Origin of the sequence: Arthrobacter sp. Leaf141 (genome assembly GCF_001424565.1) — a bacterium.
Lineage (GTDB): Bacteria > Actinomycetota > Actinomycetes > Actinomycetales > Micrococcaceae > Arthrobacter.
In genome coordinates, this window is sequence record NZ_LMOL01000007.1 from 76,060 (window position 1) to 92,919 (window position 16,860).

Annotated in this window: 14 protein-coding genes and 1 tRNA gene; 9 read left to right on the forward strand and 6 right to left on the reverse strand. The window is 65.5% G+C overall.

Features of this window, described 5'->3' with window-relative positions; all coding sequences use genetic code 11:
- Nucleotides 1-53: 53 nt before the first annotated feature.
- The 4 genes from ASF72_RS08060 (at nucleotide 54) to ASF72_RS08075 (ending at nucleotide 4,309) form a co-directional block, all read left to right on the forward strand.
- Entirely contained in the window at nucleotides 54-1,541 is a 1,488-nt protein-coding gene (locus ASF72_RS08060; RefSeq protein WP_056597929.1) for an NAD(P)/FAD-dependent oxidoreductase, read from the forward strand.
- Between the two features lie 136 nt (nucleotides 1,542-1,677).
- The gene (locus ASF72_RS08065) at nucleotides 1,678-2,622 is read left to right on the forward strand and encodes an N-acetyltransferase (protein WP_050684595.1); all 945 of its coding nucleotides are present in this window, start codon (nucleotides 1,678-1,680) and stop codon (nucleotides 2,620-2,622) included.
- A gap of 20 nt (nucleotides 2,623-2,642) precedes the next feature.
- Nucleotides 2,643-2,716: transfer RNA gene (locus ASF72_RS08070), tRNA-Leu, on the forward strand.
- Between the two features lie 243 nt (nucleotides 2,717-2,959).
- Nucleotides 2,960-4,309, forward strand: coding sequence for an ABC transporter substrate-binding protein (locus tag ASF72_RS08075; RefSeq protein WP_056597931.1), 1,350 nt, complete (start codon nucleotides 2,960-2,962; stop codon nucleotides 4,307-4,309).
- Between the two features lie 355 nt (nucleotides 4,310-4,664).
- Here ASF72_RS08075 and ASF72_RS08080 read toward each other — a convergent pair whose 3' ends face one another.
- The 4 genes from ASF72_RS08080 to ASF72_RS08095 are packed head-to-tail and all read right to left on the reverse strand — an operon-like array spanning nucleotide 4,665 to nucleotide 8,736.
- Nucleotides 4,665-5,438 carry an ABC transporter ATP-binding protein gene (locus ASF72_RS08080; protein ID WP_050684593.1) on the reverse strand — a complete coding sequence of 258 codons (774 nt, stop codon included), beginning with the start codon at nucleotides 5,436-5,438 and terminating at the stop codon, nucleotides 4,665-4,667.
- The gene (locus ASF72_RS08085) at nucleotides 5,435-6,505 is read right to left on the reverse strand and encodes an ABC transporter ATP-binding protein (RefSeq protein WP_050684592.1); all 1,071 of its coding nucleotides are present in this window, start codon (nucleotides 6,503-6,505) and stop codon (nucleotides 5,435-5,437) included. The genes ASF72_RS08080 and ASF72_RS08085 overlap by 4 nt, the downstream gene beginning before the upstream one ends.
- Nucleotides 6,502-7,470 (reverse strand): branched-chain amino acid ABC transporter permease, encoded by a 969-nt coding sequence (locus ASF72_RS08090; protein WP_050684591.1) that lies wholly within the window; start codon nucleotides 7,468-7,470, stop codon nucleotides 6,502-6,504. Before ASF72_RS08090 ends, ASF72_RS08085 begins: the two co-directional genes overlap by 4 nt.
- A 12-nt stretch (nucleotides 7,471-7,482) precedes the next feature.
- Nucleotides 7,483-8,736 (reverse strand): branched-chain amino acid ABC transporter permease, encoded by a 1,254-nt coding sequence (locus tag ASF72_RS08095; RefSeq protein ID WP_235504683.1) that lies wholly within the window; start codon nucleotides 8,734-8,736, stop codon nucleotides 7,483-7,485.
- A gap of 505 nt (nucleotides 8,737-9,241) precedes the next feature.
- Between ASF72_RS08095 and ASF72_RS08100 the strand changes: the two genes are divergently transcribed.
- Entirely contained in the window at nucleotides 9,242-10,105 is an 864-nt protein-coding gene (locus ASF72_RS08100) for a Bax inhibitor-1/YccA family protein (protein ID WP_056597933.1), read from the forward strand.
- Nucleotides 10,106-10,204: 99 nt separating this feature from the next.
- Here ASF72_RS08100 and galK read toward each other — a convergent pair whose 3' ends face one another.
- A complete protein-coding gene (gene galK / locus ASF72_RS08105) occupies nucleotides 10,205-11,392 on the reverse strand; it encodes a galactokinase (protein WP_056597935.1) in 1,188 nt (395 codons plus the stop codon).
- Nucleotides 11,389-12,540: a galactose-1-phosphate uridylyltransferase gene (gene galT / locus ASF72_RS08110; protein ID WP_050684588.1), complete on the reverse strand. Its 1,152-nt coding sequence runs from the start codon at nucleotides 12,538-12,540 to the stop codon at nucleotides 11,389-11,391. The genes galK and galT overlap by 4 nt, the downstream gene beginning before the upstream one ends.
- 98 nt (nucleotides 12,541-12,638) lie before the next feature.
- Between galT and ASF72_RS08115 the strand changes: the two genes are divergently transcribed.
- The 4 genes from ASF72_RS08115 to ASF72_RS08130 are packed head-to-tail and all read left to right on the forward strand — an operon-like array spanning nucleotide 12,639 to nucleotide 16,855.
- Nucleotides 12,639-13,583: an aldose 1-epimerase family protein gene (locus ASF72_RS08115; protein ID WP_050684587.1), complete on the forward strand. Its 945-nt coding sequence runs from the start codon at nucleotides 12,639-12,641 to the stop codon at nucleotides 13,581-13,583.
- Between the two features lie 56 nt (nucleotides 13,584-13,639).
- Nucleotides 13,640-14,956 carry an AI-2E family transporter gene (locus ASF72_RS08120; protein ID WP_082484155.1) on the forward strand — a complete coding sequence of 439 codons (1,317 nt, stop codon included), beginning with the start codon at nucleotides 13,640-13,642 and terminating at the stop codon, nucleotides 14,954-14,956.
- 12 nt (nucleotides 14,957-14,968) lie between these two features.
- The gene (gene ilvA, locus ASF72_RS08125) at nucleotides 14,969-16,207 is read left to right on the forward strand and encodes a threonine ammonia-lyase (RefSeq protein ID WP_050684585.1); all 1,239 of its coding nucleotides are present in this window, start codon (nucleotides 14,969-14,971) and stop codon (nucleotides 16,205-16,207) included.
- Nucleotides 16,208-16,216: 9 nt separating this feature from the next.
- The gene (locus ASF72_RS08130) at nucleotides 16,217-16,855 is read left to right on the forward strand and encodes a rhomboid family intramembrane serine protease (RefSeq protein ID WP_056597938.1); all 639 of its coding nucleotides are present in this window, start codon (nucleotides 16,217-16,219) and stop codon (nucleotides 16,853-16,855) included.
- The last annotated feature ends 5 nt before the right edge of the window (nucleotides 16,856-16,860 follow it).

A 16,860-nucleotide genomic window follows, 5' to 3' on the forward strand; every position in this document is an offset into this window, starting at 1 on the left:
CGGCGGACAACGTAGTTAGTGAAGATTTTCACAAACTGCTGTATCCTTAAATCATGGCAACCACCACAGAGCTCCAGGACCGTCCCAGGGTACTCGTCGTCGGCGGCGGGTACGTCGGCCTGTACGTAGCACTCAAACTGCAGAAGAAGATCGCGAATGCCGGTGGCATCGTCACCCTCGTGGATCCACTGCCCTACATGACTTACCAGCCCTTCCTCCCCGAGGTGGCCGGCGGCAACATCGAGGCGCGCCATGCAGTGGTCTCCCACCGCCAGCACCTCAAGCAGACCGAGCTCATCCAGGGCCGCGTCACGTCGATCGACCATGCGAACCGCACCGCTGTTGTGGCTCCGGCCGACGGCGGAGCCAACATCGAGGTCCCGTACTTCGATGTTGTCCTCGCGGCAGGTGCCATCACGCGCACCTTCCCCATCAAGGGCCTCGCGGACAAGGGCATCGGCCTGAAGACCATCGAGGAAGCCGTTGCCCTGCGCAACAAGCTCCTGGAGCGCATTGAAGTTGCCTCCACCATGACGGACCCGGCCGAACGCGCCCGCGCCCTCACCTTCGTGGTGGTGGGTGGCGGATTCGCCGGCATCGAGTGCATCACCGAGATGGAGGACCTGGCCCGCGCCGCGGTCCGCAACAACCCCCGCGTCAAGCAGGAGGAAATCCGCTTTGTGCTGGTTGAAGCCATGGGCCGCATCATGCCCGAGGTCACGGCCAGCCAGGCCGAATGGGTGGTGGAGCACCTCCGCAGCCGCGGCATCGAGGTCCTGCTGAACACCTCCCTGGACAACGCCGAAGGCAGCCTCAGGCTGATCAACCTGCCGGACAAGTCCCTGGCCCAGGATTTCGAAGCCGACACCCTGGTGTGGACTGCAGGCGTGCAGGCCAACCCGATGGTCCGCTCCACCGACTTCCCGCTGGAGCCCCGCGGCCGTGTCCGCGTCCTGCCGGACCTGCGCATCGGCGGCGACGAAGGCATTGTTGACAACGCCTGGGCCGCCGGCGACATCGCCGCTGTACCGGACCTCACCGGCAAGGGCCTGCCCGACGGAACCTGCGTCCCCAACGCCCAGCACGCCCTTCGCCAGGCCAAGCGCCTCGCCAAGAACCTGTGGGCCTCCCGCTGGGACAAGCAGCTCAAGGACTACAAGCACAAGAACCTCGGTGCTGTGGCCGGTTTCGGCGAGTGGAAGGGCGTTGCCAACATCAACCTCCTGGGCCGCATCGGCCTGAAGGGCCCGCTGGCCTGGCTCGCACACCGCGGCTACCACGGCATGGCGATGCCCACGTTCGAGCGCAAGTTCCGCGTGGTCCTCAACTGGGTCATCGCGTTCTTCGCCGGCCGCGACACCACCCAGCTGCTGGACCTGGACAACCCCCGCGGCGCCTTTGTGGCAGCAGCCACCCCGGCACCCAAGCCTGCGGCCGCAGCTGCACCCGCCGCTGACGCCACCCCCGTGGCCGGCGCCCCCGGTTCCGCGGAAAAGACCAAGGTTGACCCCAAGGAAGCTGTCACGGCGAACGCCAAATAGCGCCACGGCTTTCCCATAACGCACGACGGCGGCTGTTCCCATCACGGGGATGGCCGCCGTCGTTCGTTTAACGGCTCTGCCTGACGCGCCGCCGGTTCCTCCCGCACCGGCGGTGCCTGGCTCCTAGACTGGCCGGATGAGTGCCGAAAAAGATCTACAGACCCTGTTGGCCACTATGGCGCCCACACTCCGGGAGGGTGAATACGTTTTTGTGCAGTGGCCGGACGGCCGCCCGTTGCCGGCCGGAGCCGAAGCGGCCGTGCGCGAGGCTGAGGGCCTGACGGTGGTGCTGCCCAGGGCAGCAGCGGACAGTGAGGGGCTGGCGTACAGCTTCGTGGCCGCCTGGATCACCCTGGAGGTCCATTCGGCGCTGGACGCGGTGGGACTCACGGCGGCCTTCGGTAAGGCGCTGGCGGACGCGCACATCAGCTGCAACGTCCTGGCGGGACTGCACCACGACCACCTGCTGGTCCCCGCGCCCGATGCGCCGCGGGCCCTGGAGGTCCTGGCAGAACTGTCAGCGGAAAGCCGCCAGCAGGAGCGTCCCACCCTTGAGCTCCGGAGCGAAACCGAGGCTGACCGGGACGCCATCTATGCCCTGGTTGCCGACGCCTTCGCCATCTCGCCGGCCACTGGCCTTCCTGCGGTGGGCGAACCTGCGGAGGTGGCCGTGCTGCGGGGGCTGTTCGAGGCGGAGGAGTACCTGCCGGACCTCAGCGTCGTGGCCGTCCTGGCCGGGGAAGTGGTGGGCCATGTCATCAGCACACGCGGATGGGTGGGGGACCACGAACTCCTGGGCCTGGGCCCCCTGGCCGTCACGCCGCGGCTGCAGCGGCATGGTGTGGGGTCGGCGCTGGTGCAGGAGAGCATCGCCAGGGCCAATGCTGCGGGCGAGCGAGGCATCGCGCTGCTGGGCAGCCCCGAGTACTACCCCCGGTTCGGCTTTGTGCCCGCGGCCAACTTCGGGGTCCTGGCTCCGGACGAGGCCTGGGGTGACTATTTCCAGCTGCTGCCCCTGGCGCTCTGGCCCGGGGGAGTGCACGGTACCTTCCGGTACGCGGAGCCATTCAGCCTCGCCTGACGGGATACCATTGAGCAGTTGCCCCAGTAGCCCAATTGGCAGAGGCAGCAGACTTAAAATCTGCGTGTTGTGGGTTCGAGTCCCACCTGGGGTACAGGCCCGGCATCAGCCGAAAATCGGGAAGCCGTTCGCGACGCGGGCGGCTTTTCCTGTGCCCGGGACAGCCCGCGGCGGGCGCCGGATGTCCGCTTAATTCCGCATAGGCAACGACTGTTATAAGGATGTGACCTCAGTCACTTATCTTCGGCCGGTATTTGCATTAGCTTGAAGCCTAATCAGGAACACCTGACCATGCGCATCAAAGGCCGTTCGCACCTTTCGATCCAGGAGATTCTCAATGATTCCACGTTCCCCGGTGGCGCCCCGAATTGCCAAGCTCACAGCGCTTGGCGTCGGCGTTGCCTTTCTGGCTACGGCTTGCGGTGGCACCTCCACCCCCAGCTCGACGGAAACCACCACGGCCGCCGCATCCGGCGCCATAGCCTGTCCTGCTCCCGCAGCAGGCGCTCCTGCACCTGAAATCCCTGCGGCCGGCACAGTGCCCGCCTCGACCACCACTACCGAGACGCCGCTTAAGATCGGTTCGCTGCTGCCGTCCACCGGTTCGCTGGCCTTCCTGGGCCCGCCCGAAATCGCCGGCGTCAACCTGGCGATCAAGGACATCAACGACGCCGGCGGCGTCCTGGGCAAGCCTGTGGAGGTCTCACACCTCGACTCCGGTGACACCACCACCGACGTCGCCACCCAGTCCGTCACCAACCTCCTGGGCCAGGGCGTCAGTGCCATCATCGGTGCGGCATCCTCAGGCGTTTCCAAGACGGTTATCAACCAGATCACCGGTGCCGGCGTGGTCCAGTTCTCGCCCGCCAACACGTCCCTCGACTTCACCACCTGGGATGACAAGGGCCTCTACTGGCGCACCGCCCCGTCCGACCTGCTCCAGGGCTCCGTGCTGGGCAACTACGCCGTTTCCTGCGGTGCCCAGACCATGGGCATGATCGTCCTCAACGACTCCTACGGCACCGGCCTGGCCAAGACCGTCAAGTCCTCGTTTGAGGGCGCAGGCGGCAAGATCGTCGCCGAGCAGCTCTTCAACACCGGCGACACCCAGTTCAACACCCAGGTGGATGCCATTGTTGCGGCCAAGCCGGACGCCATCGGCGTGATCACCTTCGACGAAGGCAAGAGCATCATCCCGCTGCTCCTGGGCAAGGGCATCAAGCCGGAGCAGCTGTTCCTGGTTGATGGCAACCTCAAGGACTACAGCAAGGACTTCGCGGCAGGCACCATGACGGGCGCCCACGGCACCCTTCCGGGCACCAGCGCCGGCGATGCCTTCAAGAAGAGCCTGCTGGCCATCGATCCTTCGCTGACGGACTACTCCTACGCCGGCGAGAGCTGGGACGCCACCAACCTGGTGGCTCTGGCTGCTGAAGCTGCAAAGAGCACCAAGGGTGTTGATATTGCAGCCCAGCTGCAGGCTGTGTCCAAGGACGGCGAGAAGTGCTTCAGCTTCGGCCAGTGCGTCACGCTGATCCGTGAAGGCAAGGACATCGACTACGACGGCCAGTCCGGCCCGGTGACCTTCGCCGACAGCGGAGACCCCTCCGAGGCAACCATCGGTGTCTACGAATACAGCGCCGACAACAAGTACAAGCTCGTCAAGGAAGAATTCGGCAAGCTCTAAGCAGTAACGCCGGCTCCCTAAGAGCCTGCAGCGGGAGGGCCTGAGAACGGTATTGCACCGGGTTCAGGCCCTCTCCTTTTGCCCGAAACCGGGTCGGGAAATTGTCGTAAGGTGCTGGAATACCTGGGTTATGGAGGTCCTTCCGGCTCCGATGAAGCTGACGACGGCGGCACGCACCGCCGATCTCAGCCCCGGCGGGGTGCCGGATGCGGCCGCCGGGCTACGGCACGTTCCCGCAGTGCGGACCAGCGACGTTAAAGCAGGTGTGGGCTGCCTCCCGGAAAGTGACCCCGGAATCCGGGTCCACTTTCCGGGAGACAGCCCACACGGGGTGGTTGCTCCTAAAGAGGCAGGCCTATTCGACAGTGTCCGCCAACGTGCCAAGGTACAGCTGGATGACCTTCGGGTCCTTCATAAGCTCCCTGCCGGTACCGGTGTAGGCGTCCCGGCCCTGGTCCAAAACGTAGCCGCGGTCACAGATCTGCAGGCAGCGGCGGGCGTTCTGCTCCACCATGATCACGGACACCCCGGCCCTGTTGATCTCGTGGACCCGGAGGAAGGTCTCATCCTGTTTGACGGGGGAGAGGCCTGCCGAGGGTTCGTCCAGGAGCAGGACTGCCGGGTCCATCATCAGGGCGCGGCCCATCGCCACCATCTGCCGCTCGCCGCCGGAGAGCGAACCGGCGCGCTGGGCGCGGCGCTTGCCCAGCTCCGGAAACAGGCCGGTGACAAAGTCGAACCGCTGGGCAAAGTCCTTGGGCCGCTGGAACATCCCCATCTGCAGGTTTTCCTCGATGGTCAGGGCAGCAAAGACGTTGTTGGTCTGCGGCACAAAGCCCACGCCCCGCGTCACCAGCTTGTTGGCCTTGAGCCCCGTCAGGTCCTCGCCGCGTACCACCACCGTGCCGGAGTGTACTTTCACCAACCCGAACATGGCCTTCAGGAGCGTCGACTTCCCGGCACCGTTGGGCCCGATAATGCCGATGAGTTCGCCTTTGCGGGCCTCGATGCTGCAGCCGTTGAGGATGTTCACGCCCGGCAGGTAGCCGGCCACAAGGTCGGTGACTTTGACCACCGGGTCGCCGTCGCTGACGGGCTGGGCGGCGGGTGCCGCGCTGGTGCTGCTCATTGGCTGTTCCTATCGGTCCGGTCGGTGTCACTGCTGCCGTGGGGTCGGGGACGCCTGTTGCCCGGTTCCACGGGCCCGTCTTCGGCCGCCACCACATCCAGGGAGATGATGCCTGCGTTTTCGGTGCCAACGATTGATTCGTCGTCCGCCACCAGTTCCGCTGCAAGCTCCTTGATGCCCTCGGAATCACCGAGGTCAACATCGTGGTGGGCGCCCAGGTAGGCGTCGATGACCGCCGGGTTCTTCATGACTTCACCCGGAGGGCCTTCGGCCACCACTTTTCCTTCGGCCATGACCACTACCCAGTCCGCGATGTGCCGGACCATGTGCATGTCATGCTCGACGAACAGAACGGTCATGCCTTCGGCCTTCAGGTTTTTGATGTGGTCCAGCAGCGACTGGGTCAGTGCCGGGTTCACACCTGCCATGGGCTCATCCAGCATGACCAGCTTGGGCCGCACCATGAGGGACCGGGCCATCTCCAGGAGCTTGCGCTGGCCACCGGACAGGGACGCAGCGTAATCGTCCTTTTTGGCATCCAGTTTGAACTTGGCCAGCAGGACGTCCGCTTCGGCGGTGATCTGCTTTTCCCGGCCACCCCACATGCCCTTGAAGAGGGCCTTTGACAGCCGTTCCCCGGGCTGGTTAGCAGCTCCCAGGCGCATGTTTTCCATCACCGTCAGCTTGCCCATGACCTTGGTGAGCTGGAAGGTGCGCACCATGCCCATCCTGGCCACCTTGTAGGGCGAAACGCCGGCCAGGCTATGTCCCTCGAACTGCCATTTGCCGCTGTTGGGCGTATCAAATCCCGTGAGCAGGTTGAACAGTGTGGTTTTCCCGGCGCCGTTCGGTCCGATCAGCGCTGTGATCTTGTGGCGGGGGATCTCGAGGTAGTCGACGTCCACGGCGTTGATGCCGCCGAAGGTCCGGGTCACGTTCTCGGCCACCACGATGGGATCGCGTTTTTTGCAGCCGGGCCCCGTTTCGCCGGCCGCAATGGGCCGGGTGTCCGTCATGTAGTCCGGCTCGCCGGTGGCGGCTGTGGGTTCTTCGCTGTGCAGGCTCATGCGAACGCCAGCTCCTTCTTGTTTCCAAACACGCCCTGGGGCCTGAAGATCATCAGCAGCATCAGGGCGACGCCCACCAGGATGTACCGGAGTTGACCGGCCTGGGTTGTGGTCAGCCAGCTGACCACGCCTGAATCGATGAGCCCTGTCAGGATGCCCTGGGTCAGGGACAGCACCACCCAGAACATCATGGCGCCAATCACCGGCCCCAGGACCGTGGCCATTCCGCCCAGCAGCAGGCAGGTCCAGAGGAAGAACGTCAGTTCCGTTCCATAGTTGGTCGGCTGCACGGCGCCCCGGGGGAGCGTGAAGATCATCCCTGCGAGCCCGCCCAGGACACCACCGATGATGAGGGCCTGCATTTTGTAGGCGTAGACGTTTTTGCCCAGGGACCGGACAGCGTTTTCGTCCTCGCGGATACCCTTAAGGACCCGGCCCCAAGGGCTGCGCATCAGCAGGAACACCAGGACCGCGCAGGCGGCCACCAGGATCCAGGCCACCAGGCGGATAAAGAAGTCCCTGCTGCTCATCCCCATGTAGGAGCCTTCAGGGAAGGGGTTCATGGCGTAGAAGCCACCTTCGAAGGCGGCGAGGCCGTTGGCCGAGCCGGTCACGGCGGTCCAGCCGTTGGTGGTCACCAGGTAGCGGATGATTTCGGCGGAGGCAATGGTGACGATGGCCAGGTAGTCAGCCCGAAGCCGCAACGTGGGGATGCCCAGCAGCAGCGCGAACAAAGCTGAGCACAGCACGGCGATCAGCATCGCCACGAAGAAAGGCGCCCCGAAGGTCAGCGTGGAAATGGCAAACCCGTAGGCGCCCACTGCCATAAAACCTGCCTGCCCGAAGTTCAGCAGGCCGGAGTAGCCGAAGTGCACGGCCAGGCCCAGCGCCGCCAGGGCGTAGGCGGCGGTTGTTGGGCTGATGATCTCGCCCATCGCGTTGGAAAGGATGCTTGAAAAGTCCATGGTGTTGTTTTCCTATCCCACTCGCTCGCGCCGGCCCAAGATGCCTTGAGGGCGGATAAGCAGCACAATGATCATGATCCCGAGGGGAATGACGTATTTGAGGTCTGCCGGTGCACCGAACACAGTGGTCAGTTCGGTGAAGAGGCCTACGATGATGGAGCCGATCAGGGCGCCGAACACTGTGCCCAGGCCGCCCAGGGTCACGCCGGCGAAGATGAGCAGCAGGATCTGCGAGCCCATGTTGAAGGTCACGCCGGGACGGTAGTACGCCCAGAGGATTCCGCCCAGGGCGGCCAGCATGCCGCCGGTGATCCAGACAATCCGGATGACCCGGTCCACGTCGATTCCTGACGCCGCTGCCAGTGCGGGGTTGTCAGCCACGGCCCTGGTGGCCTTGCCGAGCCGCGACTTCATCAGGACCAGGCCTACGATCACAATGACCACGGCGCTGATGACCAGGGATGCCAGGTTGTTCGGGGAGATGGAGATCGGCCCGAGCTGGATTTCGGCGCTTTGTGCGTAGGGCAGCTGCTGGGTGGCGCCGCCGAAGTAGAACTGGATGATGTAGCGGACGGCCAGTGCCAGGCCGATGCTGACAATCATCATGGGGACCAGGCCGGTCCCGCGTTTTCGCAGCGGACGCCACAGGCCGGCGTCCTGGATGTAGCCGGACAGTCCGCCGCCCAACAGTGCCAGGACAATGGCCAGCCAGAAGGGCAGGCCGATGGCGTTGAAGGCGAAGACGAGGACCGCGCCCAGCGTGACCATCTCGCCGTGCGCGAAGTTGGTCAGGCCCGTGGTGCCGAAGATCAGGGAAAGGCCCACGGAGGCCAGGGCCAGGAGGAGGCCGAAGCTCAGGCCCGCCACCAGGCGGTTGATCAGGTCCTGGCCGAAGTTGCCCTGCTGGACCACGATGCCCTCGCCGAACGCGAAGACGGTGCCCTGGGTGGTGGTTCCGCCGAAGACAACGTCACGGGGGTTCTCCTGCCCATCCGCCAGCTTGATTCCTTCGGGAAGGGTGGATTCGTCCAATTCCACCTTGTAGGTGCCCTTTTCGGGGACACCAACAGCCCAGGAACCGTTTTGTCCGGACGTGGTGGAGCCTTCAAAACCTCCACCGGACACGTTGATCTTGACGTCAGCAAGTGGCGCGCCCGCGTTACGGAGGAAGCCGCTGATGCTGAAAGGGGAGGCGGTCGACGGGGATGGTGTCGGTGACGGGGAAGCAGCCAGGGATGCCGGTGCTGCCACGAGGAGGATCGCCATGATGGAAGCGCTGATGGCTCCGATCAGTTTCAGCAACCTGTGGCGACCTCCGGCCCGGAGGCCTTGGGTTGAACTTCTCAAATTGAAAAACCTCCACTTGGGGACGGTCCAGGCTGCGCCTTTGCAACCGTTGCGAACGGACGCAGGGCTGGGGGTGCAGACTCGCCTGACACCTTCACGGGTGTGAGTTTCGTCACCCTGCTTGGCTTATGCTACAGCGCCAACCGCGCCGATATTGCTGCTGTTCAGGCCGCCATGGTCGCGATCGGATAACAACTGTGTAGCCAAATTGTTTCAACACCGTAGGAATGCTAAAGAAACATTTGTTGAGTCCCGGTATTTCTTAACAATCGGTCTGGCCGGGTCCACCGGGCCGTCCCGTCACAGGGTCACGGTTGGGTTGCACCAGCAGGGTACGGGGAACTTTCCCGCGCGCCGCCGCGTGGGAATTGGTAGCGTGAACTTTAAGGTTCACAGTCACCCACGCACATGGAGGAATACCGCAATGGCACTTGGCGGCAACCCGATCTTCAACGGAAAGAACTTCCGTGGAGCCACCCAGGCACCGCCTGTTCCGCAGGCTGCCTACGGACAGGCCCCTTACGGCCAGCAGGGCTGGAACACCCAGACCCAGCAGCCGGGCATGTCCAACGAACAGCTCCAGGACCTGTACAACCAGCCTGCCGCGGGCCCGGCCGACACCGGCCGGATGACCTTCGACGACGTCATCATGAAGACGGCAGCCTGCCTGGGCGCAGTCATTGTGGGCGCCGCCATCACCCTGACGGTTGGCATGGGCCTGGCCTCGCTGCTGATGATCGTCGGCGCCCTGGGCGGATTTGTCCTGGCGCTGGTCAACACCTTCAAAAAGCAGCCCTCACCGGCGCTGATCCTGGCGTACGCCGGCCTGGAAGGCCTCTTCCTCGGCGGCCTGACCCGGATCCTGGATGCCCAGTTCCCGGGCGTTGGCCTGCAGGCAGTGGTGGGCACGCTGTCCGTCTTCGCCGTCACACTGCTGCTCTTCAAGAGCGGCAAGGTCCGCGCCACCCCCAAGGCCATGCGCTTCTTTATGATCGCCATGGCCGGGTACGCACTGTTTTCCATCGTGAACCTGGTAATGATGCTGACCGGCGTTACGCAGGAGCCGTTCGGCCTGCGCAGCGGCGTTATGGGTGTGGTGATCGGCATCCTGGCCATCGGCCTCGCTGCCTTCTCGCTGATCATGGACTTCACCAGCATTGAAGCCGGCGTCCGCAGCGGCGCCCCGCAGCGCTTCTCCTGGACGGCTGCCTTCGGCCTGACCGTCACCCTGGTGTGGCTCTACGTGGAGATCATCCGCCTTCTGGCCATCCTGCGCGGGGACGACTGACGCCCCAGCCGGCACACCGCCGTCGTACGCAAGCACAAAGCAGGCCCCACCAAATGGTGGGGCCTGCTTTGTTGTTACAGCCTGGTTGCCCGTGGCGCCTTATGAGATGCGCATGGCGCCCGCGGCGGGGGACACCGTGAAGATGTCCGGGGCAGTAAACCCGGCGTCCGCAAAAGCCTTGACGACGGCGTCCCGCACCTTTTGTTCGTCGCCCACCGGCGTGAGGGCGATCGCCGCGCCGCCGAAGCCGCCGCCGGTCATCCGGGCCCCAATGGCGCCGTTGGCGCGCGCGGTGTCCACCGCGACGTCCAGTTCGGGGCAGGAGATTTCGAAATCATCACGCATGGAAACGTGGCTGGCGTCCAGCAGTGCGCCGATGGCGGCCGGGCCCTGGGCCGCCAGCAGCTCCACCGTCTGCAGGACCCTGTCGTTCTCGGTGACCACGTGCCGCACCCGGCGGAACGTCAGTTCGTCCAGCAGGCCGCTGGCCTCCTCCAGGTCCGCCACCTGGACATCGCGCAGGGCCCTGACCCCAAGGACTTCCGCCCCCAGCTCGCAGGAGGCGCGGCGTGAGGCGTAGCCGCCGTCCGCATGCGAGTGCGACACCTTGGTGTCGATCACCAGCATGATCAGGCCCGCAGGCCCGGTTTCAAACGGGACGAGGCTGGCATTCTGGTCCCGGCAATCAAGGAACACCGCGTGGCCCTTGGAGCCGCGCAGTGACGCGGACTGGTCCATGATGCCCGTAGGCGCACCCACGAAATCGTTTTCGGCCTGCTGGGTTGCCAACACCATGTCCTGGGCGGTGAGCCCGGCGCCCGTCAGTTCATTCAGCGCCGACACAACGGCGCACTCGATGGCGTGCGAGGAGGACAGTCCGGCGCCCAGCGGGACGTCCGAGTCCAGCAGCAGGTCGAGGCCGGGAACATCGATTCCGCGCTGGCGCAGCGCCCACATGACACCCAGCGGGTACTTGGTCCAGCCCTTGGCCGATCCGGGTTCGAGCGCATCCAGCGTGGTGGTGACCACACCCTGGTCACCATAGGTGGACAGCAGGCGGACGGTAGTGTCCCGGCGGACGCCGATGGCAACCCGGGCCGTCCGGTCGATCGCAAACGGGAGGACAAAACCTTCGTTGTAGTCGGTATGTTCGCCGATCAGGTTGACCCGGCCCGGCGCCTGCCAGGTTCCATCCGGAACGGCACCGAAAGCCTGGGTGAAGCGGGCGGCCAGGTGAGCGGACCCGGCAGGGCCGGGGGAAGTTTTGGGGGCGGGGGCGGCGTTCAAGCGGAGGCTCCTTCGGGCGTCGGTTCCAGGGCAGGGGTGGTGGCGGGCGGGACGGCAACCGCGCGGAGGCGTTCGGCCACACTCTCCGGCGTGGTGTCGTTGATGAATGCGCCCATTGCAGCTTCCGACCCGGCCAGGTACTTCAGCTTATCCGCGGCCCGGCGGGGCGAGGTGAGCTGAAGGTGCAGGTAGCCTGCAGGCCGGAGAAGGGCGTCCAGCGGCGCCTGGTGCCAGGCGGCGATGTACGGGGTGGGCGTGGGGTACAGTGCGTCGAGACGCTGCAGCAGGTCAAGGTAGACCACTGCCAGTTCGTCCTTCTCCTCACCGCTGAGCGCGGCCAGGTCCGGCACCTGCCGGTGCGGCACCAGGTGGATTTCCAGGGGCCAGCGGGCGGCAAACGGAACGTAGGCGCTGAAGTTGGTTCCTTCGAGGACCATGCGGCTGCCGTCCTCCCGTTCGGAACGCAGCAGTGACCCGGTCAGGGTGCTGCGGCCGTCGTGCGCGTCGAAGTGCTTCCGCGCCGCCGTGCCAATGGTGCCGGCGCGGGGTGTGACGTACGGGTAGGCGTAGATCTGGCCGTGTGGGTGGTGCAGCGTGACGCCGATGTCCGCTCCCCGGTTTTCGAAGGGAAACACCTGCTTGATGCCCGGCAGTGCGCTCAGGGCTTCGGTGCGGTGGGCCCACGCTTCGATGACGGTCCGGGCCCTGGTGCTGCCCAGTCCGCTGAAGGACCCGGTGTGGTCGGGTGTGAAGGACACCACTTCGCAGCGACCGTAGGCAGGGCCGGTGGTACCCCAGGCCGGCTGCGCCGGAATGGAGCCCACCGCAGGGCCCAGGGAGGGGAAACGGTTCTCAAACACCACAACGTCGTAGTCCGCTGCCGGAATTTCGGAGGGGTTGGCGGCGGTGGTGGGGCAGATGGGGCACTGGTCCGCCGGTGGAAGGTGGGTGCGGGCCTGCCGGTGTGCCGCCACAGCCACCCATTCATCCGTCAGCGCGTCGTAGCGGACCTCGCCCGGCTCGCCCCGCGGCGGGAGGCCACGGTGGTCAGTGGTCAGGCTCGCTTCGCGGGACGTGGTGGTGCCGGCGTCGTCAAAATAGATCAGTTCCCGGCCGTCGGAGAGGGTGGTGCTGGTGATGGCTGTCATCTTCAAATTTTCGCATATTCGATCAAAAAAGAATAGTTAACAACAAAACAGAACAAACAGGGGCGTCCGACGGCGGCAGGCGGGGTACCGTATGTCCCATGACTTTTCCTTTGGAGGCCACCCATGGCGGGGCCCGCGCGTACGCCACCGGCCGGCAATACGAACTCCGCCGGGGTGACGCCATGGCAGTGGTTACCGAACTCGCCGCAGGACTGCGCTCCTACAGCCGCGATGGCGTGCTGCTGACCGAAACGTACGCGGACGACCGGATTCCGCCCGGGGCCACCGGCATTACGCTGGCCCCCTGGGCCAACCGCGTCGAGGACGGGGTCTGGTTCCTGGACGGCAAAAAACAGCAGCTGGACATCACGGAAGTTTCGCGGAACAACGCCAGCCACGGACTGCTGCGCAACGCCTCGTACGCCCTCGTGGACGAAACCGAACATTCCGTATCACTGGAAGCCACGATCTTTCCGCAGCATGGGTATCCGTTCCTGGTCCGCCACCGGGTCCAGTACGAAGTGGCGGAGAACCTGGGGCTGGTGGTCCGCCAGACGCTCACCAACCTGTCGGACTCGCCGGCGCCGTTTGTCCTGGGGGCCCACCCGTACCTGCGGCTGGGTGATGCGCCCATCGACGGCCTGGTCCTGACCGTCGACGCAGAGACCCAGCTTGTGGCCGATGAACGCCTGATACCCCGCAGCGCGGCGCCCGTGGCGGGAGACACCGATTTCCGGTCCGGCCGGAAGGTGGCAGCGCTCAGCGTCGATGTTGCCCTGACTGACCTGAAGTACACCGCCGGCAAAGCCCGGCACACCCTCTCCGCTCCGGACGGCCGGCACGTGAGCCTTTGGCAGGACGAGTCCTGCGCGTACGTGCACGTGTTCGTCAGCACCGAGTACCCCGGCCGCAGCCGGGCCGTGGCCGTGGAACCCATGACCGGGCCCGCCAATGCCTTCAACTCAGGTGAGGGCCTCCGCTGGCTCCGGCCGGGGGAGTCCTTCACCATCGAGTGGGGCATCGACTACAGCGCCGGCGCCTAGCCGCCGGGCCCGGCCCGCAGTTTCCCATACGGCCGTGGCTGGTGAATTATTAGGCTATGACGCCAACCGAGGACGCCGTAAACTCCAGCAGTCCATCCCCCGGGCAGCCCGGATCCGCCGCCGTGCCGCCGCTAAGGGTCCGCACGGACCGGGAGCTGGACCAGGACATTCCCTACGGCATCCGGATCGCTGCGTCGTGGGCGTGGCGGCTGGGGCTCATCCTGCTGGTGGGCGGCACCCTGATCTGGCTGCTGGCCCGCATCAGTTTCCTGCTGATCCCCGTTATGGTGGCGGCACTGCTGGCCGGGCTGCTGAGCCCAATCGTGGCCTGGCTGAAACGGCACGGAACCCCCGGCGGGCTGGCTGTGGCCGTCACCGTGCTGGGCTTCATCGGGCTTATTGCCGGGGCCTTGGCGCTGGTGGGCCGGCAACTGTTCTCCGGCTTCGGCGAACTTTGGTCCGAGGCGCTGACCGGGGTGAAACAGGTCCAGGACTGGCTGGCCGATGGGCCCCTGCACCTGACAGCGGACCAGATTGACCAGTACCTCAAGGAAGCAACCACCGCGCTTCAGGACAACAGCAGCAGCATCGTCAGTGGTGCGTTGTCCTTCGGCAGCACGGCGGGGCATTTCGCAGCGGGCCTGGTGCTGGCCCTGTTCATCCTGATCTTCTTCCTCCTTGAAGGCGGCCGGATCTGGGCCTTTATGGTCCGCCTCCTGCCCAGGAAAGCGCGCGCGGCCACGTTCGGCGCCGGCCGCAAGGGCTGGACATCGATGGTCAGCTACGCACGTATCCAGCTGTTTGTGGCGTTTGTGGATGCCGTGGGCATCGGCGTGGGAGCCGCAATCATCGGCGTTCCCCTGGCCCTGCCGCTCAGCGTCCTGGTCTTCATCGGCTCCTTTATCCCCGTGGTGGGTGCCCTGGTGACCGGCGCCATCGCCGTGCTCCTGGCCCTGGTGGCCAACGGCCCCATCAACGCCCTGATCATGCTGGCCATCGTGCTGGCGGTCCAGCAGCTCGAAAGCCACATCCTCCAGCCTTTGGTCATGGGCAAAGCCGTGTCACTGCACCCTGTGGCCGTCATCCTTGCCGTCGCCGCGGGCTCCTACCTGGCCGGGATCCCCGGCGCCCTGTTCTCGGTGCCCATCCTCGCCGTCGCAAACTCGTCCATTCGCTACATCGCCGCCAGAACGTGGGAACATGAAGACGTGCCGGCGACGCTCCTGATGGCAGGCGCCGGAGCGGACACCACGTTCAAAGACGTTGAACGTCCGGCTGCGCTTCGCCGCGGCAGGAAGGCCGCCTCCGGCACCACAGCAGCAGATCCTGATGCCCGCACCGCCACGGAGCACGGCTCAGGGGACGAATCCTAAGGAGAGCAGTACGTGAATATCCTGGAAACCCTTCCCGTCACCCTGGACGATGTCCTTGAGGCGCAGAAGCTCCTGGACGGGATTATTGCGCGCACACCGGTGGAATCGTCGCGCGCGCTCGGTGCGCTGGTAGGCGGCGAGGTCTACTTCAAATGCGAAAACCTCCAGCGGGCTGGGTCCTTCAAGGTCCGCGGCGCCTATGTCCGGATGGCCCGGCTCTCCCCGGAGGAGAAGAAGCGCGGTGTCGTCGCGGCATCCGCCGGCAACCACGCCCAGGGCGTGGCGGTCGCCGCCAAGAGCCTGGGCATCAAGGCCCGCATCTACATGCCGCTGGGAGTGGCCCTGCCCAAGCTTGCCGCCACGCGCAGCCATGGCGCCGAGGTCATCCTGCACGGGCACAACGTGGACGAGGCGCTCGCGGAAGCGCAGCGCTACAGCGACGAGACCGGCACCGTATTTGTCCACCCCTTCGACAACGTGGACGTTGTGGCCGGCCAAGGCACGCTGGGCCTTGAGATCCTGGAACAGATCCCCCACGTGGACACCATCCTGATGGGTGTTGGTGGCGGCGGGCTCCTGGCCGGAGTGGCAGTGGCCATCAAGGCCCGCGCCCGGGAACTGGGCCGCGAAATCAGGATCATCGGCGTGCAGGCGGAAAACGCTGCCGCGTACCCGCCGTCGCTGGCAGCCGACGCCCTGGTGCCGCTGACCAAGGTTTCCACCATGGCTGACGGCATCGCAGTGGGCCGCCCGGGCCAGCTGCCGTTCAGCATCATCCGGGAACTGGTGGATGATGTGGTCACCGTCAGTGAGGACTCCCTGGCGCGGGCCCTGATCTTCCTGCTGGAACGGGCCAAGATGGTGGTGGAACCCGCCGGTGCCGTGGGCGTCGCCGCCCTGATGGATGGCAAGATCGAAAACCCGGGCACCACGGCGGTGGTTTTGTCCGGTGGCAACATCGACCCCATGCTGATGCTCAAGGTCATCCAGCGCGGCCTGTCGGCTGCGGGACGCTACATGACCGTGCGGATGATGCTGGATGACCGGCCCGGCTCGCTGGCCACCATCGCCAGGATCATCGCCGAGAACGACGCCAACGTCACCGGCCTGGACCACACCAGGGTGGGCGGCGCGATCAGCATGGGGGACGTGTCCATCACGGTCAACCTGGAAACCAAGGGCCACGAACATGGCGAACAGGTCCTCAGCGCACTGCGCGCCGAGGGTTTCCAGCCCATCGTGGTGCACTAGGAGCACACCATGGCCAAAATGTTGGGGGACAGGTCCGCGGGGGAGCGGCAGGGCATCGCCGCACGTGCCAAAGGCGGGCTGCTGGTCCTGGGTGGCTTTGTGGCGGTTTTGTTTGTCATCGAGGTGATCAACTTCCTGCTGACGCGCTCGCTGAACAGGACTTTCGGACTGCGGCCGCGGAGCGCTGATGGCCTGCTGGACATCCTGACCTTCCCGCTGCTGCACGCAAACCTCAACCACCTGCTCTCCAACGCCCTGCCGCTGATCATTTTCGGCTTCCTGGTGTTCCTGTCCGGGATCCGGGTGTTCCTCACCGCCCTTGGCTTCAGCTGGCTGGGATCGGGGCTGACGGTCTGGCTGATCGGTGACCCCGGGGTCACCGTAGGTGCCTCCGGGCTGGTTTTTGGTTTGTTCGCGTTCCTCCTGGTGCGGGGGTTCTTCAATTCCAGCTGGAAGCAGATCCTGCTGGCAGTGGTTCTTTTTATGCTGTACGGCAGCATCCTCTTCGGGCTCCTGCCCACCGTTGCCGGGTTCGTCTCCTGGCAGGCGCACCTGGGCGGTGCCGCGGGCGGTGTGGCCGCAGCCCTGCTGCTGCGGCCACGGAACCGGACGGCAACCCTGGCGCCCGGGAACCGGTCCGGCATCTGAGATGT